Raw genomic sequence first — 25,389 nt, 5'->3', positions numbered from 1 at the left:
CATTTTGGGATAGGAGATAATCCCAAATGGTAGTTTTTTTGTTCTAAGATATTATGTGTATTTTTTTAGAAATACTTTCATTTCTTCCGGCAGATAAAGGGACGGTTCCGTTTAAGGAAATAAGAGCACCGTCCTTTTGTCTGTTATTTCCAAATGAAGGTGATTCATTTAATCTAAAGACCCCTCCGGTAGGCGCAATTATAGGATATTAAGGGGCCTATTATTAGCTTCTCATATTCTTACTGATTTGAGCATGCTTTACCAGTTCCGCCTTCAATTCCTGCTTCTGTCCATTTTTTAGTAGTTCAATAATCCTCCGATGCTCATTTGGACTTTGGGCAATGCGGAAATGGTTATTATGATCAAAAAACTGGTCGTAAAAGATTAAATAAATGTTGGTTTTATCGAGCAGTATTTCTGCAAACTCGCTGAAATATTGATTATTGGCTTTCTGTACAATCGTTAAATGAAATTGCTTGTTAATAGAAAGATATTGTTCGATGTCTTTTTGAAAGGAGGCAAGTTCTTCCTTCTTCACGAGTTCTTCCAGAAGTATAACATCCTCTGTCGTTAAATGATCCAAGGCGATTTCAGCTGCGGCACTTTCGATTACCGCTCGTGCGTGGCAAATATCTTTGATTTCCTCATGGGATGGATTAGCGATAAACGCACCGCGATACGGAATCATGTCAATCAAACCTTCCTTGGACAATTGCTGAAAGGCATCTCGGATGGGTGTCCTGCTAACCTGTAGTTGTTTGGAAATATCTGTCTCTATAAGTTGGAAGCCTGGAGCCATTTTTCGTTGGAAAATAGCTTCCTTTATATGCTGATATACCTTTTGTTTTAAGGAGAGAGACTTTTCGTTGGTCAACTAAGTTCCATCCTTTCTTCAATGGGTTGTTTTAAATTTATTAAATATTATGAAAGTTAGTATAAATTAAGAATCTTATCCATAAAATTGTAGTACAAAATTGTTCTACATTTTGAAAAAAGATAAGAGGTGGGGATTCTGTGAAAAAGCTTTCCATTCTTGCTTTATTTGTTGTAATCCTATTCAGTCTTGTTGCTGGCTGTGGAAAAAATGATGCAAAGGGGAATTCTAATGAAAAAGTGCTTTCAAGAGTAAAAGAATCAAAGGTTCTAAGGGTTGGTTTTGAAGGAACCTATCCACCATTTAATTTTTTAAAAGATGATCAAAAATACGATGGATTTGATGTCGACATATCAAATGAAATTGCGAAACGGTTAGGAGTGAAGGCAAAGTTCATCGCAACGAAATGGGAGGGCTTGATTGGAGGATTGAAGGCAGATAAATTTGACATCATTATTGGACAAATGTCTATTACGGATGAACGAAAGAAAAGTGTAGATTTTACAGACCCATATGTTGTAACGGGATCTGTGCTCATTACCAGAAAGGATCAAAATGATATCTCTAAGCTGGAACAAATTAAAGGTAAGAACGTAGGTGTCGGCGGAGGCACTACCTTTGAACAAGTCGCTAGAAGTGTGAAGGGGGCCAATGTTCATTTGTATAAAACCGTGAACGAATATATACAGGATTTAATCAATGGACGTTTGGATGTCATTATTAATGACCAACTATTGATGAGTTATAACATTCAAAAAGAGAATCTTCCTATTAAAATTGCCAGTGATATCCTTAATAAAGATAGTATTGGGATGGCTGTGAAAAAAGGGAATGAGAATTTTGTAAAAGAACTAAATCAAGCATTGGCAGATATGAAGGATGATGGAACCTATAACAAGATTTATAAAAAATGGTTTGGAGCGGATCCATTAAGTGAGTGAAAGAGAATACAGTAAAGAAGAAATGAGGAGATAGATAATGCTAGCAGTGGTGTTGGGAACGGGTATGATTGGTACAAACGTTGTGAAGGAGTTGGCAAGTTGTTCTGTCATTCAGAAGGTCTTAGCCGTCGATGCAATGGAAGCGAGTGTAACGAAATGTCTTGATATTGCTCAGAATGGTAAGGTAGATGGAAGGGTAGCAGATTTACATTCAGAGGAAGCAATTTATGAAGTACTGAAGGAAGCAGATGTGGCCATAGCTTGCTTACCGCATTCATTAAGTCTGCCAGCTGTAAAAGCAGCGATTTCTGCAAAATGCCATCTTGTGGATTTAGTAGGTTCACAATTTGACAGAAAGCTAGAATTAGCCAGGGATGCAAAAGAGGCAAACGTATTGATTGTACCAGGGTGCGGGGTTGCTCCTGGAATTACGAACTTTCTTGCTGCACAGGGAATTGAAATGTTGGATGTGGCAGACGAGGCTGTCATGATTTGCGGTGGGATTCCGAAAGATCCCTTACCGCCATTATGGTATCAGGTGGTCTTTCGGTTGGAAAGTGTGATGGGACTTTATACTCGTTCTGCATTGGCAGTTGAAAACGGGGAACTGGTAAGACTGAAACCTTTATCAGGTTTGGAGACTCTGTCCTTTCCGGAACCAGTGGGTGAATGTGAAGCGGTTATTACGGATGCCCATAGCACCGCTTACACATTAAAGGAGAAGGTCAACAACTTATATGAAAAAACTGTTCGCTATCCAGATCATTGGAGTAAGATGAAAACGCTTGCGGAACTGGGATTTTTAGATGAGAAAACGATTGTAGTAGATGGAATGGCATTGAGCCCTCGTAAAATGACAGAGGCGATTTTAGCTCCTCAGTTAAAAGGAAAGTCAAATGAGGATATAACCGTTGTTCGGGTAACGGTGAAAGGATGGAAAAATGGTAAGCCTGCTCAGTACGAATGGGAGATGGTTGATTTTTATGATCAAAACCGCCAAATTACTTCGATGGCAAAAACTACCTCCATTCCAGCTATGTTGATGGCAAAGTGGATAGCAGAAGGGAAGCTAGATGAGCGAGGTATTGTACCTCCTGAGAGCATCATTGTTGGAGATCGTTTCCAACCTTTTATCAAGGAATTAGCAGAGTATGGAATCGATTTTAAGTTTACGAGTAAGTGATGATGTTATATAGGATGACAAAGAGGAGGGGAAAATAGGATGTCATTACTAGCTGAATCATTGCCTTCATTACTGACTGCTACGCTCATGACCATTGTGTTAGCGGTCGTTTCGATGCTTATTGCATTGGTTCTAGGATTTTTTACGGCACTTGCAAGAATTTCAAAGATCCAAGTACTTAAAGCGATTGCCTCCATTTATGTATCTATTTTCCGCGGAACGCCTCTGCTTGTACAAATATTTGTGATTTATTATGGCTTACCGCAGATTGATATCCAATTAGAACCGATACCATCCGGAATTCTTGCCTTGAGCTTAAATGCGGGTGCCTATTTGTCGGAATCCTTTCGAGCAGCACTTCTTTCCGTAGATCGAGGTCAGCATGAAGCCGCAGTTTCCTTAGGAATGACCTATGGTCAGATGATGCGAAGAATTATTATCCCTCAAAGTATTCGCATTGCCATTCCAACGATGTCGAATACCTATATTATTTTGATTAAGGATACTTCCCTTGTTTCCGTAATAACCGTAACAGAACTGTTGCAAATGTCCTCCCTCATCATTGCCAAAACCTTTGAGCCTCTCACTATATATTTAATTGCAGCAGCTATTTATTGGGTTGTCATTACATTTTTCACTGTCCTCTTAGATAGAATGGAGAAACGGACTTCGAAGCATCTAGTCCAATAAAGGAGGGAAGAGATATGGAGGTTATTAAGCTTGAAAATATTTCAAAGAGATTTGGTACCAATGAAGTCCTACAAAAAATCAATTTGACAGTAAATAAGAGTGAGGTTGTCGTTATTATGGGTCCAAGCGGCTCAGGCAAGTCAACGCTTCTTCGATGCATGACGTTTTTGGCGGAGCCTAATTCAGGAGTCGTTCGTATTGGTCAAACAGAGGTGAAAGCAGGAGAAAAAATGAAGGGAGAGCGGAAAAGACTGATTCGGGACATCCGGCAAAACACGGGCTTTGTCTTTCAGCAATTTAATTTATTTCCGCATAAGACTGCAATTGAAAATGTAATGGAAGGTCCGCTTATTATAAGGAAGATGCCAAAAGAAAAAGCAAGAGCATTTGCATATTCCTTGCTCGAAAAGGTAGGATTGTCGGAGCGTTGCGACCACTACCCGTCCCAGCTATCTGGAGGACAGCAACAGCGTGTTGCGATTGCTCGGGCTCTCTCCATGGAACCGATGGTCATGTTGTATGACGAACCTACATCCGCATTAGACCCTGAGCTCGTCCGTGAGGTACTACAAGTAATGAAGAATCTTGCAAAAGAAGGGATGACCATGGTTGTCGTTACCCATGAAATGGGATTTGCGCGCGAGGTTGCAGACCGTGTGCTATTTATGGCCGACGGGGTCATCGTAGAGGAAGGGACATCTCACGAAATCTTTAACTCACCAAAGGAAGAACGAACGAAGCGGTTTTTGCAGTAAACAAGGGGACGGTTCTCCTGTTTCTTTTCAAGAAACAGGAGAACCGTCCCTGTGTTTTATCACAACAATGTGCAATCCTGCCGTGAAAATTCGGGATGAAATCATGTACAATACACTTTGTTTTTGATTTAGAATGTTTACTAAGAAGGGAAGTGAGAAACTTTGCAGCTTGATGAAAGGTCAACCATTTTGCTGAAGGAAATTCTTTTGATGCCTGGTGTTAGGGTTTCCGATTTGCAAAAAAAGTTAGATATATCTCGTTATCAAGTGAATTATAGTTTAAGCAAAATAGATGACTGGCTATCTAGCAATCAAATGCCACAGTTACAAAAAGGTCGTCAAACTGGAATATTTGTTGATCAAGTTGTTCAAGAAACCTTTCCGCAGTTAGTAAAGGAAGCAACCACACCTCATGATTTCATTATTTCTGATATAGAAAGACAAAGATTAATCATATTATTGCTTTTAATCCGCGAAGAACCCTTTTCCTTATTTCACTTGTCATCTGCACTAAAAGTAAGCCGCAATACAGTCTTAAATGATTTAAAAGGGGTAGCTTCCATCGTACATTCCTCTAAACTCCAAGTAAAATACACAAGAAAAGATGGCTATTATATTGAAGGGAATGAGCTGGATAAAAGGAAAATTATCATCAAGCTTGTACACCAAATGCTGCAAACGCCAAATGGGAAATATTGGTTTATGGAGATACTTGGCATATCTGAGGAAGAGATTGTTGGTATCAGACAGCGTCTGGAAAAAATTGAAAAACGCCTTAAAGTTCGCTTTACGGATGAAAAGCTGGAGGAACTCCCTATAACGCTTTCTTTTGTTATTCGTCGTATCAAACAAAGAAAAACACTAGGGACTTACTATCATGATTTGCTGAATACGGAGGAATATAAAGCAGTCGATGAATTGTTATTGGATCAAGATAAGTTTGATGAGAAAGAATTGTTATTTATTACATTGCAGCTATTAACATCTAATGTGTCCTCTGTGGAAGAGCAAGTACAAAAGGGGATTTCCGGATTGATTGACGGCATTGTAAAAATGCTAAATAGCTTTGAGCAATTAGCATGTATTCATTTTCAGGATAAGGACGACCTTGTTAATAAAATCTACTTACATCTCAAGCCGGCATACTATCGTATAAAATATAAACTCACGGTTGAAAATCCACTTCTTGATTCATTGCTGGAAGAACACGGGGAATTACATCATCTAATAAAAAAATCTATTAGTCCCCTCGAGGAAGTATTCGGTTTAGAAATACCGGAAAATGAAAGCGCATTTTTAACTATGATGATTGGCTCATGGCTACTTCGTCAAGGAGAAGAAATTTCAAGAAGGAAAATGGCCATAGTAGTTTGTCCGAACGGCAATTCGGTGTCTAAGCTTTTATTTGAGTCTTTAAGAGGGTTATTCCCTGAAATTGTATTTTTGGATTATACATCCCTGCGAGATTTCATTACCTATCCATTAGAATATGATATTGTTTTTTCAACTACCTTTTTAAGAACCGATAAAAAACTATTTCTAGTAAAGCCTTTGTTGTCTAATGATGAAAAATACCGCTTAAAAGTAAGGGTTCATCAAGAATTGAACGGGTATAATCCGACCAATATTAACTTAGATGAATTAATCAATTTAATTGAACAAAATACCCCTATAAGAGATATAGCGGGTTTAAAAAAATCTCTGCAGGAGTTTTTTAGAGAAAAACAATCGAATATTGTCATCCCTGAGCAAGGTAATCTTAAACCTTCGTTACAAGAAGTGATGAGAGAAACAAATATTTTAATAGGATATAAAGCGAAGACCTGGCAGGAGGCGGTGCAAATTGCGTCCCTTCCATTATTAAATTCCATGTCTATCACACCGAATTATGTTAATACAATGATTGAAATGTTTGAACATCAAGAACCGTATATTGTAATTGCTCCAAGAGTTGCTATACCACATGCTCGGCCTGAAGATGGTGTCAATCACCTGTCAATGAGTCTATTAAAATTAGATGAGGATGTTGATTTTGGGGGATATCCCATTAGGATATTTATTGTTATCGCAGCAATTGACCGTAGCACACATTTGAGAGCACTTATGCAGCTTAATGACTTATTGAGTGAGGAATCTAATATTCATAAAATTTTAGAGGCTACACTAAAACAAGAGATATTATCATTACTGGAAGAATATTCAAAGTAAAGTAAACCTTTGAACTTAATATGTGTATAAGACAACTAGTTATTTATTGAGGTGAAAAGATAATGGATATATTTTCGCGACTATTTGACCAAGATTTAATCCTGACCAATTTAGAATGTACATCAAAATATGATTTTTTTGAAAAGGTTTCTATCTTTCTAGAAGATAAAGGATATGTAACGGAAAATTTTAAAGAGGCGATTATTCGTCGGGAGGAAAAATACCCGACAGGTTTAAGAACAGAGCCTTATCATGTTGCTATTCCCCATACCGACCCGGAAAATATCAAAAAACCATTTATCGCAATGTTTCGGCCAGTTAAGCAGATTGAGTTCATGGAAATGGGAACAGATGATCAGCCAGTCCAAGTTCAATTAATTTTTGTATTAGGATTGAAGAAAACCGAATCTCAAGCTTCCCTCTTACAGAAATTAATCGATATGTTCATGAATAAAGAGGTGATGGATCAATTATTAGTGGAAACAGAAAAAACTCAGATTTTATCAATTTTGAAATCTATTGTAGCGTAAAACAAGGATATTATCACCTTTGAGGGGTGGGATAAAAATGATATATACCGTTACATTAAATACAGCTGTTGATAGAATCCTGCATATAAACGGAGAATTGACCCGAAAACACAACAACAAAATACAAAATGCTCACTTTGACATCGGAGGGAAGGCAACTCATGTATCGGTCGTATTATCAAGCCTTTCTATTGAAAATATTGCAATGGGTTTTATCGGCTCTATTAATAAAGATGTGCTGGTTCATTTACTGGAAGCAAAAGGTGTTAAGTGTGATTTTATTGAACAGGAGAGCTGTTCGATAAGAGAAAGTTTAGTTCTTATTGATGAATCCGGCAAAGGCAGCTATATGATAACCGAAAAAGGATTTCCTATAGAGAATAAGACGTATGAAAAGCTGTTAGCGAAACTCAAAAGCACTATTAAGGAGAACGACATTGTTATTTTTGCAGGAAGTCCGCCTGAAGGAATAGACGGTGAGAAATACAAAAGAATTCTCGAGATTATAAAAGAACAAAAAGGAAAAGTGATTATAGATGCGACCGGTGAATATTTGAAGGCAGCCATCCCATTAAAACCAATGATGATTAAACCTAATGAGTTTGAATTTCAAGAGCTAATTGGGAAGTCATTAAATACTCTTGCAGATTATGTAAGGGAAATTCACGGTTTATTAGAAAGTGGTATTGAATATGTAGTGGTTTCGTTGGGAAGGAAAGGTAGTTTAGTAGGACATCAACATAGAATATATCAAGTTTCCCCTCCTAATATAACAGAAGTGAATGATACCGGCTGTGGAGACGTGTTTGTTGGAGGGATTATTGCCAAACTAAGCCAAAACAGTTCTTTAGAAGATACTTTTAGGTTTGCAACGGCATTAAGTGCTTCTAAAGCAACTCACTGGGGAAGTTCAGATTTTTCCTTAGTGCAGGCTAAGGAACTGGAACCAGAGGTGCAAATAAAATTAATCGGGAGAGATGAGTATGTTGTATTATGATCAGCGGAAAGATTTATGCGAAGTAACGAGAATGATGTTTGATCGCTTTAATACCAATGCCGCTGGTGGAAATATAAGCGTCAAAGTTAGTGAAAAGCACTTTATCATGACACCAACCCTTATGTCGCAAGCTAAATTTTGCAGGTTAAACCCCGAAGACATTATAGTAATTGATAAAAATGGTGATATTTACGAGGGGAATGGGAAGGTAACTAGAGAATTCAATATGCATATTGCTGTTTTTGAGTCCATCCCAGATGCTGGCGCTGTTGTTCATGCTCATCCTAAGGAATCAATGGTCTTCGCTTCATTAGGAATGGATCTTCCGCATTTAACCGAAGCAACACGAAAACTGGGAGAGATTAAAGCACTAGATTTTGCCCCTGCCACAAGTGTTGAACTAGCAGAAAGAGTCAGATCTTATATGGAAGAGCGAAAAAATTCCTTGCCTGTAGCGGCCCTTCTTCGTGAGCATGGTATTCTTGTTGTTGATAGGACATTACGCAAAGCCTATGATATGTTGGAGCGTATTGAATACAATGCGTATGTTAATATTCATGCCAATCTGTTTCGAGCACTGGGAATATATAATCCAAAGGAAGAGAAAGGAAATTTAGCCTATAATGTAGAGGAATGATCAGGTTTAGCTTATGTGGGAAGCGTCGACGACAATATTTTTAATACTTTTCTAATTTAATGAGTTTTTCTTCATCACAAGTGTACAACATTCAGCGTTTAAAAATTGTACTGAAAACGTTTTCAAATACTTTATTTTTTCCTATATGATATAGACAAAGAAAGATGCTGCGCCTTTTATTTTTGGAAATTTCACTCAATTCAAGGAAGGCTGAGAGTTGGTTAACTATCTTTTGAAAGGAGAAGCAGAAAAGGAATGGATTACTTGAAGCAAACGAATTTATTGATGGAGAAAGAAAGAGAGTTAATTGTGCAATACGGAAAAAAGTTGATTTCCAGTGGATTGACAACAGGAACTGGAGGGAATTTAAGTATTTTTAACAAAGAGCAAGGATATCTTGCTATAACTCCTAGTGGCATCGATTATTTTAAAATGCTTCCTGAAGATGTTGTCATAATGGATTTGAATGGAAAAGTTGTCGACGGATTGCTAAAACCTTCTAGTGAGTATGAAATGCATGCAATTGTGTATCGAACTCGCGATGATGTAGCAGCAATGGTTCATACACATGCCTTATATTCTACTACAATTTCTTGCTTGAGATGGGAATTACCAGCAGTTGATTATTTAGTTGCCCATGCAGGCGGGAAAAATATAAGATGTGCGGAATATGCCACTTACGGTACGAAGGAATTAGCGGAAAATGCTGTGAAAGCAATGGTAGGAAGGAAGGCTGTCCTTCTTGCAAATCATGGAATAAATGTGGTTGGTCAAACTTTGGATGAGGCTTTCGCTATTACTGAGCAGCTTGAATTTTGTGCTAGGTTATTTTGGCAAGCAAAATCAATTGGGGAGCCCGTTATATTGAGCGATGAGGAAATGGAAATGATGGTAGAGCGGTTTAAAGGGTATGGGCAAGTTAAAAAGATTTAAAAATGTTACCGGTTTAAGGAATATTTTTTAAATATATTTAGGAGGTTATGAGAATGAAACGAGTTATTGTAGCATGTGGTTCAGGAGTTGCAACTTCACAAACAGTTGCATCAAAAGTACAAAGATTATTAAAGGAAAGAAATATTCCAGCACAGGTTGATGCAGTAGATATTAAATCTATCGATATGTATGTGAAAACAGCTGCTGTATATATTGCTATAACAAAGCCTGAAAAAGAATATCCTATACCTGTTTGCAATGGTATTGCCTTTTTAACCGGTGTAGGTATGGAAAATGAACTTCAAAAGGTGATAGATGCTCTTCGCTAAAACAATCGTTTAGGAGGGTTATAGATGGATATTATTCAATCAATCTTTCAATATATACTGGATATGGGGGCGCCCGTTTTTGTACCACTTATTATGATTGTGGTTGGTCTGGTTGTCAGAATGAAGTTTAAGGATGCTTTTTCCTCCGGGTTAACTTTAGGCGTTGCCTTCATAGGCATGAGTTTAATTATTGGCTTTATGATGGGATCCATTGGGCCTGCAGCAGAGCAATTCGTGAAGAATACAGGTATTAAGCTGAATGCCATAGATGGGGGATGGACAGCGATGGCGGCCCTGGCTTGGGCGTGGCCACTTGCGTTTTTAATGTTCCCATTGCAAATTGGGATCAATCTTATTATGTTGGCAATTAAGCAAACCAATACCCTTAACGTCGATTTATGGAATGTTTGGGGAAAAATTTTAACAGCCGTCATTGTTGTAGCGGTTTCTAAGAGTATGGTCTTAGCATTTATCGTGGCCGCAATCCAAATGATTGTTGAACTGAAAATGGCAGATATTAATCAAAAGCAAATTCAAAAACTGACTCAAATTCCAGGTGTTACAAGTACACATAGTATGACTTTATTTGGTGTTTTATTATATCCGATTAATAGGTTATTAGACTTCGTCCCAGGAATGAACAAACATGTTGATGCAAATTGGTTAAAACAAAAACTAGGTGTTTTTGCGGAAAACCATATTATGGGGTTCATCATAGCTGCATTAATTGGTATTTTTGCCAGACTTAGTATTCCGGAAATTTTAACACTTGGAGTACAAGGTGCTGCTCCCTTAACGTTATTCCCTATGATATCGAAGCTATTCATGCAGGCATTATCGCCGCTTTCTGATGCAACATCAGAATTTATGAAAAGACGCTTCAAAGGTCGGGAATTTCATATTGGTCTAGATTGGCCGATAATGGCAGGCTGTAATGAAGTCTGGGTAACAACGATTATTTTAATCCCAATCATGTTAGGTTTAGCAGTTATACTCCCAGGAAATAATGTTTTGCCGTTTGCAGGAATTATCAATCTTTCCGTAGCAGTACCGGCCTTAATTGTTACTGGAGGTAATCTACTGCGTATGATTGTCCTAGGAATCATAACAACTCCAGTATTCTTATACGTCGCAACAAATATTGCACCAATCGTAACGGATTTAGCGAAAACGACAAAATCAGTGGATGTTCCTTCAGGACAAATGATTACATGGAGTACAATTGAATATCCAGATTTTCGTTTTATCTTCGCCCGCGCTGCAAATGGAGAAATTCTCTGGATCCTTGGTGCTTTAATCTGGATCGGATTGTTCATTCTTTATTACAAAGGGATGAAAAATAGAAATAATAAGTTGGATAAAGAAGATGAAGGGCTTGGAAGAATTGCCTAATAAACAGGATTCTCCCAAGTAAGAATTGTATAAAAGGACTCTGGAATTTTTTCGAGGCAGAGTCCTTTTTGATTATAAATGAAATTACGAATCCCTGCAATTAAATTCAATCCCATGAAATTCCATAAACCAGGAGGAAACATAATGAACAAATGGCTTCGGTACCTGTTAGTCCTCGTTGCAGCAGGACTATTAATATTCAGTATCCTAACTGGCAAGCTAGTAATATCAATAATCTCTCTATTACTAACACTGCTTCTCAAAAAAACAGAGGGACGGTTCTGATGTTTCTATTTTAATTCCTGGAAACAAGAGAACCGTCCCTTTGTTAAATAATAGTTGAATAATTCTGATTTTATTGTAAAATAGAGTTTATTTAAAAATATTATCAAGATGTGAGTAGGTGTTTCTCTTGGTTATTAGTTTTACGTTCGTAATGACTTTTACTGCTTAAGGAGTTCATCAACTCATAAACAGCTCTCGTTGTGTTTATGAATCAACGAAGAAAATGTTTGGGAGGTACAGTATGGGAGCGATTGAAAAAGTAAGTGGATTCGCAGGCAAGACATTTACACTTTGGGTGATCATTGTAGCTGTTCTGGCCTATATGTTTCCAGGAGGTTTCAAATGGATTGGGGGGTATGTTGTTCCACTATTGGGGATTGTGATGTTTGGTATGGGGCTAACTCTGTCAGCCTCCGATTTTAAAGAGGTATTTCGTCGACCGAAAGAGGTGGCATTAGGAGTTGTTGGCCATTTTATTATTATGCCATTGTTAGCATTTATTTTGGCTACTGCACTACATTTGCCAAAAGAGATAGCTGTTGGGGTAATATTGGTTGGGTGCTGTCCAAGTGGAACATCCTCCAACGTGATGGTGTTTTTAGGAAAGGGAAATGTAGCTTTGGCAGTTTCTATTGCATCCGTTTCGACCATTCTGGCCCCCATTGTGACACCACTGCTTATTTTGTTATTTGCAAGCAAATGGGTACATGTTAGTGTTGTTTCATTATTTTTGTCTATTGTTCAAGTCATTATTGTTCCTTTATTGTTAGGCTTTTTAATTAAGAAATTTTTCGGCAAACAAGCTCAAGCAGGAACGAAGGCTATGCCGCTTGTTTCGGTTATCGCAATCGTAATGATTGTTTCAGGAGTAGTGGCCGGTAGCCAAGCACAAATAGCCAAGACTGGATTACTCATTTTTGCTGTAGTGGTTTTACATAATGTTCTTGGGTATTGTCTAGGATTTTTCTTTTCACGATTATGTGGCATGGATTTAGCGAAACAAAAAGCAGTTGCTATGGAGGTGGGAATGCAAAATTCTGGTTTAGGGGTCGCTATTGCTTCAGCCAGTTTTTCCCCATTGGCAGCTGTCCCAAGTGCTATATTCAGTGTTTGGCATAATATTTCGGGATCCATCCTTGCGTTTATCTTTAGTAAGCTGGAAGATAAGAAAGCGGAAGAAGAAGTAAATAAAATTGCTGGATAATCATCTATTACAATTACTAATGGGTAATTGGTGAAACTATAGTGGCGCCTTACAGGTTCAAGAATCAAAAATTAACAATATCGGTTAGAATGAAAACATAGTGAATACCTACCTTGCATGAAAACGCAGAGTTAATGCCTCTGTGTTTTCATGAATTATGTTGTGGGTGTGTCAGGGCGCCAGTTGTTTCTGCTGTCTGATTAATAATAATGTAATTCCTAGATTTATTGAAATGCATATTTGTCAATAGTAGCAAAACGGATAGTCATCATGATCTAAACTAATGAAATTGATTACCTTAACAAATAAACCCACCTATTTTTATAGGTGGGGAATTATAATAATTTTTGTTAATCTGTAAAATACTTATTCGCAATCTCCTTAACTTCCTGTGGATCTAAAATAACCTCTGAATCATTCGCTTTTAAAATATCATTATACATTTTTTTGTTTTCACCATGAAGCTGATGATATTGAATAGAATTTAAGTCGATATCCTTAACCGCTAATCCCAAGCTCGCCATATCTGATTTGGTCATGTTTGTTGCGAGAAGGAAGTCAGACATGGAATTGGCAAGTGAAGGCAAATTCGTAATATTACTTGGACTTAGAGCTGATTTTGCAATTCCTTTTAATGCAGCTTCCTGCAATTGTTGTCTTCCATATTCTCCATTATTCAAGGAATAGCGTTCGTGAACTAGTTCTGTTACCATTTTTCCATCCATTTTATGCGTTCCCGCGGTAATGGTCTTGCCCTTGTTTTCTTTATACCAAGGGTGAGTCAGTTTTACATCAAATGGTACGTCTACATTCACATTTCCAACGGCATCTACCATGCCTTGTAGTCCCCAATAATTAGTTTCCAAATAATAATTAATAGGGATACCTGTTAATTCACTTATAGCTTTTACTGCAGCCTCTACACCCTGCTGTTTTCCTTTTGTAGCTTGTGTAATATATTGAACACTTGTTAATTTCGTATATCCATATCCATCCATATGCACTCTTGTATCACGGGGAATACTGAGAGCATGGTATTCTTTCTTTTTTAAATCGATATGAACAATCATCATGGAATCTGTGTGACCAGCCTTGTCACCTTTTCGTTCATCTGATCCAATTAACAAAATATTAAAAGTTGAATTACTTAATTCACTGTCCACTTTGTTGTTGTCTTTAGTATTTCCTGTTCCTACTACAGGCACCTTTTTAAAATGGTTAGAAGGCTGTAGCTGGTAATACTCATACCCACCAACTGCTAAAAGAACGACAATTATCGCTAAAATACTATATCCAAAAATTTTAAGTTTTTTCCTCTTTTTACCTTTTTTACTATCCGATCTTCCCATTAGCCCCTCCATTGCCCACAAATGTAAGCATATAAATAGTCCTATTCTATGATAGGCATGAAGATATTTTACTATCAAAATAGTAAGTTTTCAATCTCTAACATGGGGACGGTTCCAATGTTCTCTTTTTTTCTACTTGTTCTTTATCTATTTGAGTTTTCTGTCGAAAATGAAAGGTTATGAGAATTAAGTGTCGAATATGTATTCTTAAGCTACAAAGTCCTCAACTTTAGCCTATGACAACATTCTCTTTCCTTTTTTTCATCAATAGTGTCTTGGAACATCACTCACTTTTTCCATGTTATCAATATCTTTTTTATAAGGAGGTTTTTTTAATAATGACCAGTTACCAGCATCGTATTAAAGGATCTTGTGGATGCTTTGCCCAGGTAAAGGGCAGGTATATATGGTGATGGTTTGTTTGCAATATATTTATGTAAGGGAAATGAAGGAAAGAATACTTGAAGAGATGTATATTCAAAATTGGGTTACTTCGGAACAGAAAATGATTGTGGCTCCATCTCCATCATTGCAAATGAAAATCGGATCTTTTATTGACTCTATAATGGCAATTAACCAATGGAATACGAATTCGATGGATGATCGCAATGCCTCGTAAAGCTAGAGTGAAGAGTAAGACTGGAATCTATCATATTATGTGGAGAGGTGCTAATAGGCAGGAAATATTTCATGATGATGACGACTGGGTGAAGTTTCTCGATATTCTTCAAAAATACAAAGTGAAATGTGAATTGACGGTATATGCATGGTGTTTGATGAATAATCATGTACATTTACTGATAAAAGAAGGAAATGAAGATATGTCGATTACCTTGAAACGTATAGGAGTGAGCTATGTCGGATACTACAACTGGAAATACAGAACTACCGGGCATTTATTTCAGGATCGGTTCAAAAGTGAATGTGTTGAAAATAATAAATATCTACTAACCGTTGTAAGGTATATTCACCAAAATCCGGTAAAGGCAGGAATGGTGAGTAAGGCTGATGAATGGAGATGGAGTAGCTGTTGTGGATACTATGGTAAAAGTTCATATCCAAAAAACATGTTAGATAGTGAATATATTTTAAGGATATTTTCTGCAGACACTGCAATTGCTTTAGTAGGATTTAAAGAATTTAATGAGAGAAAAAATAATGATAATTGTTTAGATGAAAGTGTGTATAAAAAAAGAATATCCGATGAAGAGGCAAGGGTAGAAATTAAAAAAATGCTTGGAGAAATTGAAATTGCTCAAGTAAAGAGTTTACCTAAAGTTAAAAGAAATGAAATACTAAGAAAAGTAAAAGAAATTGATGGACTTTCATTAAGACAGGCTGCGAGAATTTTTGGGGTTTCTCTAGGTCTTATGTTTAAAGCGTAGTGGGGGAACGTAGGAACCGTCCCCATGTTCCCATGTTTTCAAGTTCATTCTTTAGCAAAAAACCACACACAAAATAAACGCGCAATAATAAACGTACAAATCAAAGATATCCAGGAAACATACCATTCCCAGTGGATGTATTGTAGGAGAGCCGTGTATCTTTCTATCATTACTTCTAGGATAGTCATTATAGAAGTAATGATCACATAATAACTTATTTTAATAAGTTTCCTTTTTTCCTCTGGATACCATACATTAAAGACGGCACATACCACTGGAAAAACGTAGTATTCAAAGGTGAAGCTCGTCCTATTAATTGAAGCAAATAAACGAATAGGATATTCCAGCAGTCCTAACTCCACGACCACTAGACCAATTAGTAAGGTGATGACCTGTTTGAACAAAAAAGCAACTACTGCAAGTCGAATTTTATTTTTGGGAATGAAGAAAATAATTCCTGTTGTTACGATGTACACGGCTAACAAAATCCACCATTCTAATCTCATGAAGTTTCCCCTCTTTCATTCTGCTTATAATGGCTTTTATCTTTATAGAACCAATTACAGCAGATTTCACTCGTGTAAAAGAGAAAACCAATGTAAATCCACATTCCATACCATGTTAATAATTTGTATTCTAATAAACCTGTATATTTTTCAAGCATACTATCAAACAAGGTGGTAGCGGTGATCCAAATAAAATAGTAGGCGAAACTATACCATAAACTGGCCCTTACTTTTTTATTGACGTAAAATATCGAAAATAATGCAGGGTAAAAAAGATAATCAATGGTAACAGGGAGATCTGTCGCTTTTGGAAACTCTCGGACAGGCGCACTTAATAAACCAAATTGAAACGAAGGCATATCACAAAGCCAGATAATAGCTTGAAACATCAAGAATGCAAAAAGGCCCCTCCGCCAATCTTTTCGTGGAATAAACAGTATAAAGCCAACAATGCCGAATAGCCACATCGCAACAAGAATCATACGTTCTATCAGCACGTGAAATTTCCCCTCCTGAGAAGCCCGATAAGATCATACCTACTATTATTAACATGTAAGGTAATTTGAAAACATACTTGTGCATATACCTAGTCCCATTTTAGCTGGCGGCACATATACTAAATGGGAAAAGTGAGGTGGAGAAGAGTGGAAAGACAAATGAGCGGAAATTTCCCAAATCAAGGCTACTATCATCACGGACAGGGGACTTATCAACCAGGAACAAGCTATCATCATGGACAGGGGACTTATCAACCAGGAACAAGCTATCATCACGGACATGGAACGTATCATCCAGGTACGGGTTATCACCATGGACACGGAACGTATCATCCAGGTACGGGTTATCACCATGGACATGGAACGTATCATCCAGGTATGGGTTATCACCATGGACATGGAACCTATCATCAGGGTACGGGTTATCATCATGGACATGGAACATATCACCCAGGCACGGGGTATCATCACGGACATGGAACATATAAGCGAGAGGGATGAGCGGAAAGGTTCCTTATTCCTAAGTGAATTATAAAAATAGGGAAGGGACCAGATTCTCCGTTCATGATGCTAGCCCCAAAAGCGATTTAAAATCACTATGGGGCCAGCATTTTACCTTTTTTGCTAGATTGTGTTTTATGATGACTCCCAATCATCATCGTCATCTTCATATTTCTTGCTATGGTCCTTTAAATAATAGATTACGTTTCTCCCTTGACTTCCTAGAGACTACATTGCGAAGTGCTTTTTTATTTTTTTTGCGGAGAAATTTTTCCCCAAAACATTAATTAAAATGCAAAAGTCCATAATGCGTAATCCACCAATAAGAATAATATTTATTCCGAAGTAGAAGCAGAAAATAGAGAAAGCTGATTTCAAGAATCGCCACTTAACGAATAAATGAAACCAGCTGATGTAATGATATATGGAAATCAGTGGGAGATGAGGAGAGCCCTATCCCAACCATCAATCTCACTCAATATTTAAAACAAGGCAATATCAATTCATAGAATTGACTAAAAAGATAGTTGTTTTTTTGGTGCTGATGGTATAATTCCAATGCTATTGCAGCTGGAGCCTGACTATCTGGTTCGCTTTGCTTGCTTATTTCATAAAGAATATCTGCTTTAAGGAGTCCGTCATAGTTTGGCTCCAGTAAGGACAGCGCCTCCTCAAAGAGATTAATTGAATCTTGGCCCACCTGACTTTTGTATTTTCCTTCTAAATATAAATTTCTGGCTTTTAGTAAATTGTTCGTCACCTTAGGTACAAGGGATTTGGTTATGTTGAAAAGTTCTTTGATAAAATCCTCTTCGCTGTTTGTTGACAAGAGTGCTCGAATTGTGAGTTGATATATGGCTAATCCTTGTTCCTGAAGCTGAGGAAGCTCGGTAATGGTACTCATGTCCTCTACGAATATGCTCTTAAGTTCATTGAAGTGTTCTTTATTTGGTTGAGCAGTTATTAAGGAGTAAGTCGTTAATGCCCATCCACGTAGAATTCCTTTTGAATCTTTCGTTTGATGGAGTTTTTCTCGGTATACAAGCAATTCGTTTACTAAATTATCAGCGTTATCCCCATGTGAAAATTGAATTAGGAGCTTGATATAATCTGTTTCCAGAGGAGGGATAATATGATGGTTGACTTGGTTAATATAACTTAATGCTTGATTAAACGCTCCAATATATAAATAAATAATGGAAAGATTAAAATAAATATTATCTCTTTCTTCCTTCAAAATAGTCGGATTGTCCCTTGAGATTTCTAAGGCTTTCCCCAATATGGCTATGCTCTTTGGTACTCGTTTTTGTGAAAAATACATACATGCTAAAGCGTTATAGGATTTCATTTTCAGCCTTAAATTATACTTATTATCAGATTCTTGAAGGACCTTGTTAAAAAATGTACAAGAATCTATATATAGCTTCGTCTCCAAAGAAAAAATGCCCGATAAATAATAATAGTCAATCATTCTTGTGGATACTTCATATTCTTCAATTTTGTTTTTAAATTGAGGTAGTTCTCTCTTTACTGCCGCCCAATGCCGTAACCCAATTAAGTCTCCTATTTTTTGATTCATATAATCCAATTCTTTAATCTTTTCATTGATCGCAGGATCGGAGAAATGTGAAATAGGGAACCCTAGCCGTTCACTGAATTTTGTTAGTTCATCAGCAGTAACAGGTCTATGTCCATTTTCAATTTGGCTCATTTTTCCTAAGGAGCAAATCCCTTTTGCTAATTCTTCTAATGTCATTCCTTTTAATTTTCTAGCTTCTCTTATTTTTTTTCCAATTGCATTATGTCTGGGTATTAGTCGATTCATGTTCTCCCTACTCTCAGGTAAAAAAAGTGTTATAGGTATATTTTATTATACACATAAATGTCGAAAATGGGATGAAAGTAATATGAAATATGAAATTTTATGTGTTTTTTTGTCAATATATGTTGAAAATTTCATTTTTATTGTTATAATCTTCATTGTGTGTAAAAAACTACTTTATTAGTATTGCTTTATTATTAGTAAAATAGTCATATTTATCGCTTAAGATTTGATGCAAAGAAAATTTTTAAGTAGATACATATTGTTTTGGAAACTTTTGAAGAGCTAATTACTAAAGGAGTTAAATAAGAATGGATCTAGATCAGAGTACTATCAAACATTTAATACAAGACCGCTTATTTTACAATGAGTTTCAACCTCTTTGGAATACTTCAGAAAATACCACCTTTGCCTACGAGGCATTCATTAGAACAAACCCGTTCACAGATCCACTAAAACTATTTTATGAAGCGCGTAATATGGGAGTTCTTTACGAGCTTGACACCGCATCCATATCCAATGCTATTAAAGAATATCCGTATGGCTATTTAGATAAATATTTGCTTTTTGTGAATGTTTTTCCTTCCACAGTAATTCATCCACATTTTCCTGAATTCATAAATGGGCTTTTACGGAATTATGAGGAAATCAAGAATAAGGTCGTGTTTGAAATCAATGAGGATTCTCAAGAAGAACATTATTGGGACGACCAACATTTTATGAATCGGTTGTCTTTCCTTAGAGATAAAGGCTTTTTTATCGCTTATGACGACTTAACTTACAATCACTCTTCTATAAGAAAGATCCATCATTTTGAACCGGATTATACAAAATTAGATAGATCTTGTTCTCATAATTTAGCTAATTCCATAGGAAAGCAAGAAAACATTGGATATTTTGTTTCTGATTGTTTTAAAGAAATGGTAGTAGTCTTAGAGGGAATTGAAACGCATGATGATTTAGTAGTGGCCAAGCAGTTAGGTGTTCCTTTACTTCAAGGATACTTCATTGCCAAACCACACCGTTTATAAAAATGCGCAGCAAATTAGTAAATGGGGTAATGTCATGACTAGGAAAAAATGGACAGATGCAGAAATTCGCTTTTTAAAAGAAAATGTGGGAAGGATGAAAATTGAAACCATCGCCCAAAAGTTACATAGATCAGAAGGTTCCATCGTCAGCAAGATGAAAAGATTAGGGATTGCTTATACAAAGAATCAGACGGGACATTTATCAACCCATCAGTTAGCAGAACTACTCTCTGTTGACCGAAATACGATTATCGGTTGGATGAAAAGACATGGGTTGAAATATACCAAGAAGGTAACACGTACAACGAAGAGCTTTTATTTTATAGATCCAATGGAATTTTGGAAATGGGCAGATAGAAATCGTGAAAAAATAGATTTTTCGAAAATAGAATGCAATGCCATTGCCCCAGAACCAGAGTGGGTAAGGCATGAGAGAAGCAAGCAAAAAGAAGAACATTATAAAGTTTGGAGTGTGAAAGAAGAGAGAGTATTGAAAATGATGGTGCTGTCTGGATATTCCTATACCGAAGTGGCGCAAAGGCTCTCAAGAACAAAAACGAGCGTACAAAGAAAGTTTCAACGAATGACTAGGAGGGGCTAAAGATGAAAACAAGCTATGTTATTTTTCGTGTTGGAGAAAATGATTATGGAATCGATATTCAATATGTCCTTTCCATTGAAAAAGTAACGGATATTACATGTCTTCCGCAAACGCCTGACTATATCAAAGGCATTACCAATGCCAGAGGACAACTGAGATGTATCATTGATTCTGGAATTCTACTATTCAACCAATCGATTGAAATCGATGAACACACACGTTTTCTCCTTTTAGATTTGGAACCATCTAATATTGCATTAATGGTCTCTAAGACAAATGAAATTTTGAGTATAGAAGAAGAGGAGATAAAGCCAATGGAGTCTATGGGGACATCAACAGATATTTTTAAAGGTGTAGCTTTATTAGATGAGAGAATGGTTTCTATTTTAGATATCGAAACGTTACTTTCGAAAATGGGTATTTTGGAAATAGTATCCTCTTCTCCTTTACAACAGATGGAGGAACAATTTGTATAAAAACGAAGGGGGGAATGTAGATAAAGCACTATTCTTTTCTAATGGAGTACAAACAATATCATGAGAGGAAGTAGTTTATGTCAATGAAGAAAATAGTATTTGGTATTGTCGTTATTGTAGCTTTAATAACGGCTGGTGTGTATCAATATATTCAGTATGATACACCTGTTAACGCGAAGGAAAATAATATCAAAAAGGTTACAAAACCTTTTAAGGTAGCATCCATCGAATTTAATCCTATTTTGAATGAGCGAGATAAAAACGTAGAAGCGTTAGCAAAGTTAACAGAAGAAGCATTTAAAAAAGGGGCGAAGCTTGTCGTAGCTCCCGAAATGTCAACGACTGGATATTACTATGCTAACCGCAAGGCTATTGAGCCATTTGTGGATACAATCCCAGGCAAAACAACCGATGTATTTGCAAAATTAACGAAAAAATATGATGCTTACGTTGTGTTTGGGATGCCGGAAGTCGATAAGAAAACCAACTTATATTATAATTCAGCAGCAATGGTGGGCCCTAATGGATATGTAGGCAAATACCGTAAAACACAAATGTGGGAAACAGAAACACATTGGGGTGCATGGGGAGATTTAGGCGTTCCTGTGTTTGATACAGAACTAGGTAAAATCGCAATTAACATCTGTATGGACTCTGCTTATTTTGAGACTGCGAGATTAGCAGGTATTCAAGGTGCAGATATTCTTGCATTTCCTACCAATTCATCTGCACAAGCGATTTCCGCGTTACCTGCACGTGCACAGCAAAATGGAATGTATATTGTCAGTGCAAACCGTTCAAATACAGAGCACGGATTCCATATGATTGGCGGAAGTGCTGTTTGGTCTCCGGAAGGACATAAGCTTGCTGAAGCACCTGTTGTCATGACAGAGAAAGAAGACGTTGACAAACCAACGATTACCTATGCAACGATTGATCCAAAGCAATACAATAATAAAAATAAAAAAGCACTGAAGGAAAGAAGACCTGAGCTTTATAAAGAGCTTATGCAATATGTGGAGCCTTGGGATTATACAAAAAATACCACTCCTCACAAAGTTGTTGCAGCTGCCCTTCAATATGAGCCTGTAATGGGGAATAAGGCAAAAAATAAAGAAAAAGTTACCTCTCTAATAGAAGATGCGAAGAAGCAAGATGCTAATTTAAATCTAGTGGTTCTTCCTGAATTATCTTTAACAGGACCAATAGATAATAAGAAAGACGCTAAAAGCTTTGCTGAAAGCGCAGATGGAGAAACGGTTCAATTTTTTGAAGATTTGGCAAAAAAATATCAAGTATCTATCGTAGCAGGACTTGTTGAAAAAGCAAACAATCACTTATTTAACTCGGCTTTCCTCATCTCACCAGATGGCAGTGTTACAGGGAAATATGAAAAAACGCATCTAAGCAAGGCTGATGAAAAATGGGCAACAGAGGGATCCTCTTTACCAGTATTTGAAACAAAGGAACTAGGTAAAATTGGTATTTTAATAGGGGAAGATGCACAATTTCCAGAAGCTTCTGGAGTGTTAGCGGTAGAACGCGCTGATACCATTGCTATTCCTTCGGCTTGGAACGGACAATATGGTGGAGAGATGGAAATCAGTAAAAAAATGTCTGTAAATCCATATCCAGATGGTTCGATGGTCACTTGGGATGCTGTCGCAATCGGTGCACAAGCATATACAGTTGTAGCCAATTATGTTGGTGGAGATCAACACTTTTTAGGCGGAAGCAGCTTGTATACCATTGATCCATTGTATGGTTTAGATCAGCCCGTTGTGGCTCCAAGTAATAAAGAGGAAGCTTTGGTAGTAAAATATGAGACGTTACAAAATGAAAATTGGTTCAACCAAGAATTGTTACTGCTCTCTAGAAGAACGCCATATTTTGTTCCTCTTATTCAAGAATAATAGAAAGGAAGGCAAGATGTGGCATAGAAATATGCCTATCTTGCTTTAATGGGTTTTTAATATGAAGAAAAAAAAGAGAATATCTTTTAAAGCAAAACTATTAGTCTACTCCCTTTTGTTATCAATCATTCCTATCATTATCATTTCCTTTTTTCTCAACAGTGAAGTACGTAATACTACGCAGAAATCTTATACAGAATCTAGCAAAAAGGAAATTAATCAAGTTGATAATGCAATTTCACTATATTTTGATACGATACATGAAAATGCAAAACTATTAGCGACCAATCCTTTAGTCAAAGGGGCGGACAAATCTATTAAATCATATATGACCGTAAAAGGTGTGGATTCAGGTCAATCCGTTAATATGACGCCTTCAAAAAATGGCAAAAAGGAAAAAGGCATATTCGATGTATTTTCTAATTTTGGTGCTTCTCATCCGAATGCGGCTTATGTATATATGGGAACGGCTGACGGGGGTTATATCCAATACCCTGAAGGACCAACTACAGCGGGCTTTGATCCGCGCGAACGTCCATGGTATAAAACAGCGATTGAGAATCCTGGTAAAGTCAATATGACAAGTGCCTATGCCGCAAATGGCTCTGATTCTATTATTGTAAGTAATGTGGTAACCATTGAGGAGAACGGTCAGCAAAAAGGCGTACTTGGACTAGACGTGGATTTGAATGGATTAACAGGTATTATCAAGGATATTAAAATCGGGAAAAATGGTTATGTTATTTTAGCGCAAGACGATGGAACCATACTTGCCGATCCGAAAAATGCAAAACTAAATTTCCAACCAATTTCTAAGTTAAATGTTCCTGAGTTAAAGAATTTGAAAAAAGATTCTAGTATTGAGGCAAAGCTTAATGGGAAGGAATATGTCTTCACGACCATTTCCTCTAAAATAAAGGGTTGGAATTATATCTCTGTTGTAGAAAAAAGTGAGTTCCTTGCATCTGCTCAACATATTACGAATATTCTTCTGATTGTAGGTGCCATTATTGCTGTCTTAGCAGTGCTTGTGTCATTTTTTATGAGTACAAAAATTACTCGTGATATTAAGAAGTTAAGTGCTTTATCGGTATCGATGTCCGAAGGAGATTTAACTCAACAAGTAACGATAAAATCTAATGATGAAATCGGAGAAACAGGGGAAAACTTTAATAAAATGGCCCAAAACTTAAAAGAGATGATTACAAGAGTGGCAGATGGCTCTCAGCAATTATCTGCAACATCAGAAGAGCTGGCTGCAAGTTCCGAGGAAAACCTTAAAGCCTCCAGTCAAATTGCGGAATCCATTCAAAGTGTTGCATCCGGTACAGATGAACAAAATGCAGAAATGAATAATGCCGTTGATATAATGAAGGAAGTGTTAGTAAATGTGGAAGGCGTTACAAGCAGTATGGAAAATGTCCGCCATTCTATTCATCAATCAGCGGAAACTGCTAGTCACGGAAGTCAAGTAGTTAACCAAACGGTTCAACAAATGGCTGAGATTGATCAAAATGTTGCATCATCTGCGGAAAAAATAAATGAACTAAAAGAGAAGTCAAATGAAATTAGTCAGATAAGTCTAATGATCCAATCCATTTCAGAACAAACAAACTTACTGGCACTGAATGCAGCTATTGAAGCCGCAAGAGCTGGAGAACAAGGGAAAGGCTTTGCCGTTGTAGCGGATGAGGTTCGGAAATTGGCAGAACAATCTAGCCAATCCGCATCCCAAATTAGTGATATTATCACAGACATTCAAAAAGGGATCAATGAATCGATGGAAATGGTAGACAAAGGTTCTGATTCCACAAAAGAAGGTCTTGTTTTAGTAAATAAAAGCGGTGCAGCCTTCCAGGATATCAATGATTCTGTTAGAAAAGTAACAGAAAACATTGCACAAGCCAGTGGATCTATGGAGAAAATGAAGGCTAGTATCGAAGAAGTCTTTACCCATTTTGAAAAAGTCTTTAAAACGTCTATTGGAGTGAATGAACATTCCCAAAATGTCGCAGCATCCTCCGAAGAAATGAGTGCATCCATGAATGAAGTATCATCGGCAGCACAAGAACTTGCCAAAATGGCATTAGAGCTTGAAGAGGTTATATCCCAATTTAAATTATAAGAGTGAACAGGGACCGGTTCCCTGGGATGAGGGGGTCCAATCCTTCATCCCATTTTTTTTGAGGGAAGAAGGGTCAGACCCTTCTTCCCTCCTCCGTTTCGAAAATCAGAAAAGGACCAGACCATCCAACTAAAAAATTTTCAAATTATTATTGAAAGTGAAAGGGGTTTCAGTTATAATTTCACTAAACCGATTTACTAATTATTTATTATTTTCTATGTAGTC

At 37.0% G+C, this 25,389-nt stretch carries 26 protein-coding genes; 21 read left to right on the top strand and 5 right to left on the bottom strand.

Annotated features, from left to right (window positions below; genetic code table 11):
* Positions 1-223 precede the first annotated feature (223 nt).
* Positions 224-874: a GntR family transcriptional regulator gene (locus CWO92_RS05000; RefSeq protein WP_101353092.1), complete on the bottom strand. Its 651-nt coding sequence runs from the start codon at positions 872-874 to the stop codon at positions 224-226.
* Between the two features lie 140 nt (positions 875-1,014).
* Here CWO92_RS05000 and CWO92_RS04995 point away from each other — a divergent pair, with 140 nt between their 5' ends.
* The 13 genes from CWO92_RS04995 (at position 1,015) to CWO92_RS04940 (ending at position 12,958) form a co-directional block, all read left to right on the top strand.
* Positions 1,015-1,815, top strand: a complete 801-nt coding sequence (locus tag CWO92_RS04995) for a transporter substrate-binding domain-containing protein (protein ID WP_101353091.1) — start codon at positions 1,015-1,017, stop codon at positions 1,813-1,815.
* A 37-nt stretch (positions 1,816-1,852) separates the two neighbouring features.
* On the top strand, positions 1,853-2,998 hold the full coding sequence (locus tag CWO92_RS04990; RefSeq protein WP_101353090.1) for a saccharopine dehydrogenase family protein: 1,146 nt from the start codon (positions 1,853-1,855) through the stop codon (positions 2,996-2,998).
* A 39-nt stretch (positions 2,999-3,037) separates the two neighbouring features.
* Positions 3,038-3,688 (top strand): amino acid ABC transporter permease, encoded by a 651-nt coding sequence (locus CWO92_RS04985; RefSeq protein ID WP_101353089.1) that lies wholly within the window; start codon positions 3,038-3,040, stop codon positions 3,686-3,688.
* 14 nt (positions 3,689-3,702) lie between these two features.
* Positions 3,703-4,443 (top strand): amino acid ABC transporter ATP-binding protein, encoded by a 741-nt coding sequence (locus tag CWO92_RS04980; RefSeq protein WP_101353088.1) that lies wholly within the window; start codon positions 3,703-3,705, stop codon positions 4,441-4,443.
* Positions 4,444-4,605: 162 nt separating this feature from the next.
* Entirely contained in the window at positions 4,606-6,651 is a 2,046-nt protein-coding gene (locus tag CWO92_RS04975) for a BglG family transcription antiterminator (RefSeq protein ID WP_101353087.1), read from the top strand.
* 62 nt (positions 6,652-6,713) lie between these two features.
* Positions 6,714-7,181 (top strand): PTS sugar transporter subunit IIA, encoded by a 468-nt coding sequence (locus CWO92_RS04970; protein ID WP_101353086.1) that lies wholly within the window; start codon positions 6,714-6,716, stop codon positions 7,179-7,181.
* A gap of 37 nt (positions 7,182-7,218) precedes the next feature.
* A complete protein-coding gene (locus CWO92_RS04965) occupies positions 7,219-8,178 on the top strand; it encodes a 1-phosphofructokinase family hexose kinase (protein ID WP_101353085.1) in 960 nt (319 codons plus the stop codon).
* On the top strand, positions 8,165-8,815 hold the full coding sequence (locus CWO92_RS04960; protein ID WP_101353084.1) for a class II aldolase/adducin family protein: 651 nt from the start codon (positions 8,165-8,167) through the stop codon (positions 8,813-8,815). The genes CWO92_RS04965 and CWO92_RS04960 overlap by 14 nt, the downstream gene beginning before the upstream one ends.
* Before the next feature lie 285 nt (positions 8,816-9,100).
* On the top strand, positions 9,101-9,748 hold the full coding sequence (locus CWO92_RS04955) for an L-fuculose-phosphate aldolase (protein ID WP_101353127.1): 648 nt from the start codon (positions 9,101-9,103) through the stop codon (positions 9,746-9,748).
* 53 nt (positions 9,749-9,801) lie between these two features.
* On the top strand, positions 9,802-10,077 hold the full coding sequence (locus CWO92_RS04950) for a PTS sugar transporter subunit IIB (RefSeq protein WP_101353083.1): 276 nt from the start codon (positions 9,802-9,804) through the stop codon (positions 10,075-10,077).
* A 24-nt stretch (positions 10,078-10,101) separates the two neighbouring features.
* Positions 10,102-11,469, top strand: a complete 1,368-nt coding sequence (locus CWO92_RS04945) for a PTS galactitol transporter subunit IIC (protein ID WP_101353082.1) — start codon at positions 10,102-10,104, stop codon at positions 11,467-11,469.
* Between the two features lie 144 nt (positions 11,470-11,613).
* Entirely contained in the window at positions 11,614-11,754 is a 141-nt protein-coding gene (locus CWO92_RS25240) for a hypothetical protein (RefSeq protein WP_158176533.1), read from the top strand.
* Positions 11,755-11,995: 241 nt separating this feature from the next.
* A complete protein-coding gene (locus tag CWO92_RS04940) occupies positions 11,996-12,958 on the top strand; it encodes a bile acid:sodium symporter family protein (protein WP_101353081.1) in 963 nt (320 codons plus the stop codon).
* Positions 12,959-13,308: 350 nt separating this feature from the next.
* Here CWO92_RS04940 and CWO92_RS04935 read toward each other — a convergent pair whose 3' ends face one another.
* Complete coding sequence (locus CWO92_RS04935; protein ID WP_101353080.1) at positions 13,309-14,307, bottom strand: LCP family protein; 999 nt, start codon at positions 14,305-14,307, stop codon at positions 13,309-13,311.
* 421 nt (positions 14,308-14,728) lie between these two features.
* Between CWO92_RS04935 and CWO92_RS04930 the strand changes: the two genes are divergently transcribed.
* Entirely contained in the window at positions 14,729-14,926 is a 198-nt protein-coding gene (locus CWO92_RS04930; protein WP_133120522.1) for a hypothetical protein, read from the top strand.
* Positions 14,916-15,692, top strand: coding sequence for a transposase (locus tag CWO92_RS04925; protein ID WP_101353078.1), 777 nt, complete (start codon positions 14,916-14,918; stop codon positions 15,690-15,692). The genes CWO92_RS04930 and CWO92_RS04925 overlap by 11 nt, the downstream gene beginning before the upstream one ends.
* A gap of 44 nt (positions 15,693-15,736) precedes the next feature.
* Here CWO92_RS04925 and CWO92_RS04920 read toward each other — a convergent pair whose 3' ends face one another.
* Both CWO92_RS04920 and CWO92_RS04915 read right to left on the bottom strand, forming a co-directional pair.
* Entirely contained in the window at positions 15,737-16,198 is a 462-nt protein-coding gene (locus tag CWO92_RS04920) for a CBO0543 family protein (protein WP_101353077.1), read from the bottom strand.
* Positions 16,195-16,695: a CBO0543 family protein gene (locus CWO92_RS04915; RefSeq protein WP_101353076.1), complete on the bottom strand. Its 501-nt coding sequence runs from the start codon at positions 16,693-16,695 to the stop codon at positions 16,195-16,197. The genes CWO92_RS04920 and CWO92_RS04915 overlap by 4 nt, the downstream gene beginning before the upstream one ends.
* Positions 16,696-16,842: 147 nt before the next feature.
* Between CWO92_RS04915 and CWO92_RS04910 the strand changes: the two genes are divergently transcribed.
* Positions 16,843-17,196, top strand: a complete 354-nt coding sequence (locus CWO92_RS04910; protein ID WP_101353075.1) for a hypothetical protein — start codon at positions 16,843-16,845, stop codon at positions 17,194-17,196.
* Between the two features lie 475 nt (positions 17,197-17,671).
* Here CWO92_RS04910 and CWO92_RS04905 read toward each other — a convergent pair whose 3' ends face one another.
* Positions 17,672-19,021, bottom strand: coding sequence for a helix-turn-helix transcriptional regulator (locus tag CWO92_RS04905; RefSeq protein WP_101353074.1), 1,350 nt, complete (start codon positions 19,019-19,021; stop codon positions 17,672-17,674).
* Positions 19,022-19,329: 308 nt separating this feature from the next.
* Between CWO92_RS04905 and CWO92_RS04900 the strand changes: the two genes are divergently transcribed.
* The 5 genes from CWO92_RS04900 to CWO92_RS04880 all read left to right on the top strand — a co-directional run bounded on the left by CWO92_RS04900 (position 19,330) and on the right by CWO92_RS04880 (position 25,164).
* Entirely contained in the window at positions 19,330-20,049 is a 720-nt protein-coding gene (locus CWO92_RS04900) for an EAL domain-containing protein (RefSeq protein WP_101353073.1), read from the top strand.
* 34 nt (positions 20,050-20,083) lie between these two features.
* The gene (locus CWO92_RS04895) at positions 20,084-20,650 is read left to right on the top strand and encodes a DNA-binding protein (protein ID WP_101353072.1); all 567 of its coding nucleotides are present in this window, start codon (positions 20,084-20,086) and stop codon (positions 20,648-20,650) included.
* 2 nt (positions 20,651-20,652) lie between these two features.
* Positions 20,653-21,126, top strand: coding sequence for a chemotaxis protein CheW (locus CWO92_RS04890; protein ID WP_101353071.1), 474 nt, complete (start codon positions 20,653-20,655; stop codon positions 21,124-21,126).
* Positions 21,127-21,203: 77 nt separating this feature from the next.
* Positions 21,204-23,039 (top strand): nitrilase-related carbon-nitrogen hydrolase, encoded by a 1,836-nt coding sequence (locus CWO92_RS04885; protein ID WP_235851559.1) that lies wholly within the window; start codon positions 21,204-21,206, stop codon positions 23,037-23,039.
* 61 nt (positions 23,040-23,100) lie between these two features.
* Positions 23,101-25,164 (top strand): methyl-accepting chemotaxis protein, encoded by a 2,064-nt coding sequence (locus CWO92_RS04880; RefSeq protein WP_101353070.1) that lies wholly within the window; start codon positions 23,101-23,103, stop codon positions 25,162-25,164.
* Positions 25,165-25,389 lie beyond the last annotated feature (225 nt).

The organism is Heyndrickxia camelliae (genome assembly GCF_002844575.1).
GTDB classification, from domain to species: domain Bacteria; phylum Bacillota; class Bacilli; order Bacillales; family Bacillaceae_C; genus Margalitia; species Margalitia camelliae.
Note: the sequence above shows the minus strand (reverse complement) of the source record. Positions and strands in the feature narration are given on the sequence as shown.

What these genes read in the sequence shown, in the direction of transcription:
- CWO92_RS04990 (WP_101353090.1), top strand. Translation starts at nt 1,853, where the DNA reads ATGCTAGCAGTGGTGTTGGGAACGGGTATGATTGGTACAAACGTTGTG.
- CWO92_RS04985 (WP_101353089.1), top strand. Translation starts at nt 3,038, where the DNA reads ATGTCATTACTAGCTGAATCATTGCCTTCATTACTGACTGCTACGCTC.
- CWO92_RS04980 (WP_101353088.1), top strand. Translation starts at nt 3,703, where the DNA reads ATGGAGGTTATTAAGCTTGAAAATATTTCAAAGAGATTTGGTACCAAT.
- CWO92_RS04970 (WP_101353086.1), top strand. Translation starts at nt 6,714, where the DNA reads ATGGATATATTTTCGCGACTATTTGACCAAGATTTAATCCTGACCAAT.
- CWO92_RS04965 (WP_101353085.1), top strand. Translation starts at nt 7,219, where the DNA reads ATGATATATACCGTTACATTAAATACAGCTGTTGATAGAATCCTGCAT.
- CWO92_RS04960 (WP_101353084.1), top strand. Translation starts at nt 8,165, where the DNA reads ATGTTGTATTATGATCAGCGGAAAGATTTATGCGAAGTAACGAGAATG.
- CWO92_RS04955 (WP_101353127.1), top strand. Translation starts at nt 9,101, where the DNA reads ATGGAGAAAGAAAGAGAGTTAATTGTGCAATACGGAAAAAAGTTGATT.
- CWO92_RS04950 (WP_101353083.1), top strand. Translation starts at nt 9,802, where the DNA reads ATGAAACGAGTTATTGTAGCATGTGGTTCAGGAGTTGCAACTTCACAA.
- CWO92_RS04945 (WP_101353082.1), top strand. Translation starts at nt 10,102, where the DNA reads ATGGATATTATTCAATCAATCTTTCAATATATACTGGATATGGGGGCG.
- CWO92_RS25240 (WP_158176533.1), top strand. Translation starts at nt 11,614, where the DNA reads ATGAACAAATGGCTTCGGTACCTGTTAGTCCTCGTTGCAGCAGGACTA.
- CWO92_RS04940 (WP_101353081.1), top strand. Translation starts at nt 11,996, where the DNA reads ATGGGAGCGATTGAAAAAGTAAGTGGATTCGCAGGCAAGACATTTACA.
- CWO92_RS04935 (WP_101353080.1), bottom strand. Translation starts at nt 14,307, where the DNA reads ATGGGAAGATCGGATAGTAAAAAAGGTAAAAAGAGGAAAAAACTTAAA.
- CWO92_RS04925 (WP_101353078.1), top strand. Translation starts at nt 14,916, where the DNA reads ATGCCTCGTAAAGCTAGAGTGAAGAGTAAGACTGGAATCTATCATATT.
- CWO92_RS04920 (WP_101353077.1), bottom strand. Translation starts at nt 16,198, where the DNA reads ATGAGATTAGAATGGTGGATTTTGTTAGCCGTGTACATCGTAACAACA.
- CWO92_RS04905 (WP_101353074.1), bottom strand. Translation starts at nt 19,021, where the DNA reads ATGAATCGACTAATACCCAGACATAATGCAATTGGAAAAAAAATAAGA.
- CWO92_RS04900 (WP_101353073.1), top strand. Translation starts at nt 19,330, where the DNA reads ATGGATCTAGATCAGAGTACTATCAAACATTTAATACAAGACCGCTTA.
- CWO92_RS04895 (WP_101353072.1), top strand. Translation starts at nt 20,084, where the DNA reads ATGACTAGGAAAAAATGGACAGATGCAGAAATTCGCTTTTTAAAAGAA.
- CWO92_RS04890 (WP_101353071.1), top strand. Translation starts at nt 20,653, where the DNA reads ATGAAAACAAGCTATGTTATTTTTCGTGTTGGAGAAAATGATTATGGA.
- CWO92_RS04885 (WP_235851559.1), top strand. Translation starts at nt 21,204, where the DNA reads ATGTCAATGAAGAAAATAGTATTTGGTATTGTCGTTATTGTAGCTTTA.
- CWO92_RS04880 (WP_101353070.1), top strand. Translation starts at nt 23,101, where the DNA reads ATGAAGAAAAAAAAGAGAATATCTTTTAAAGCAAAACTATTAGTCTAC.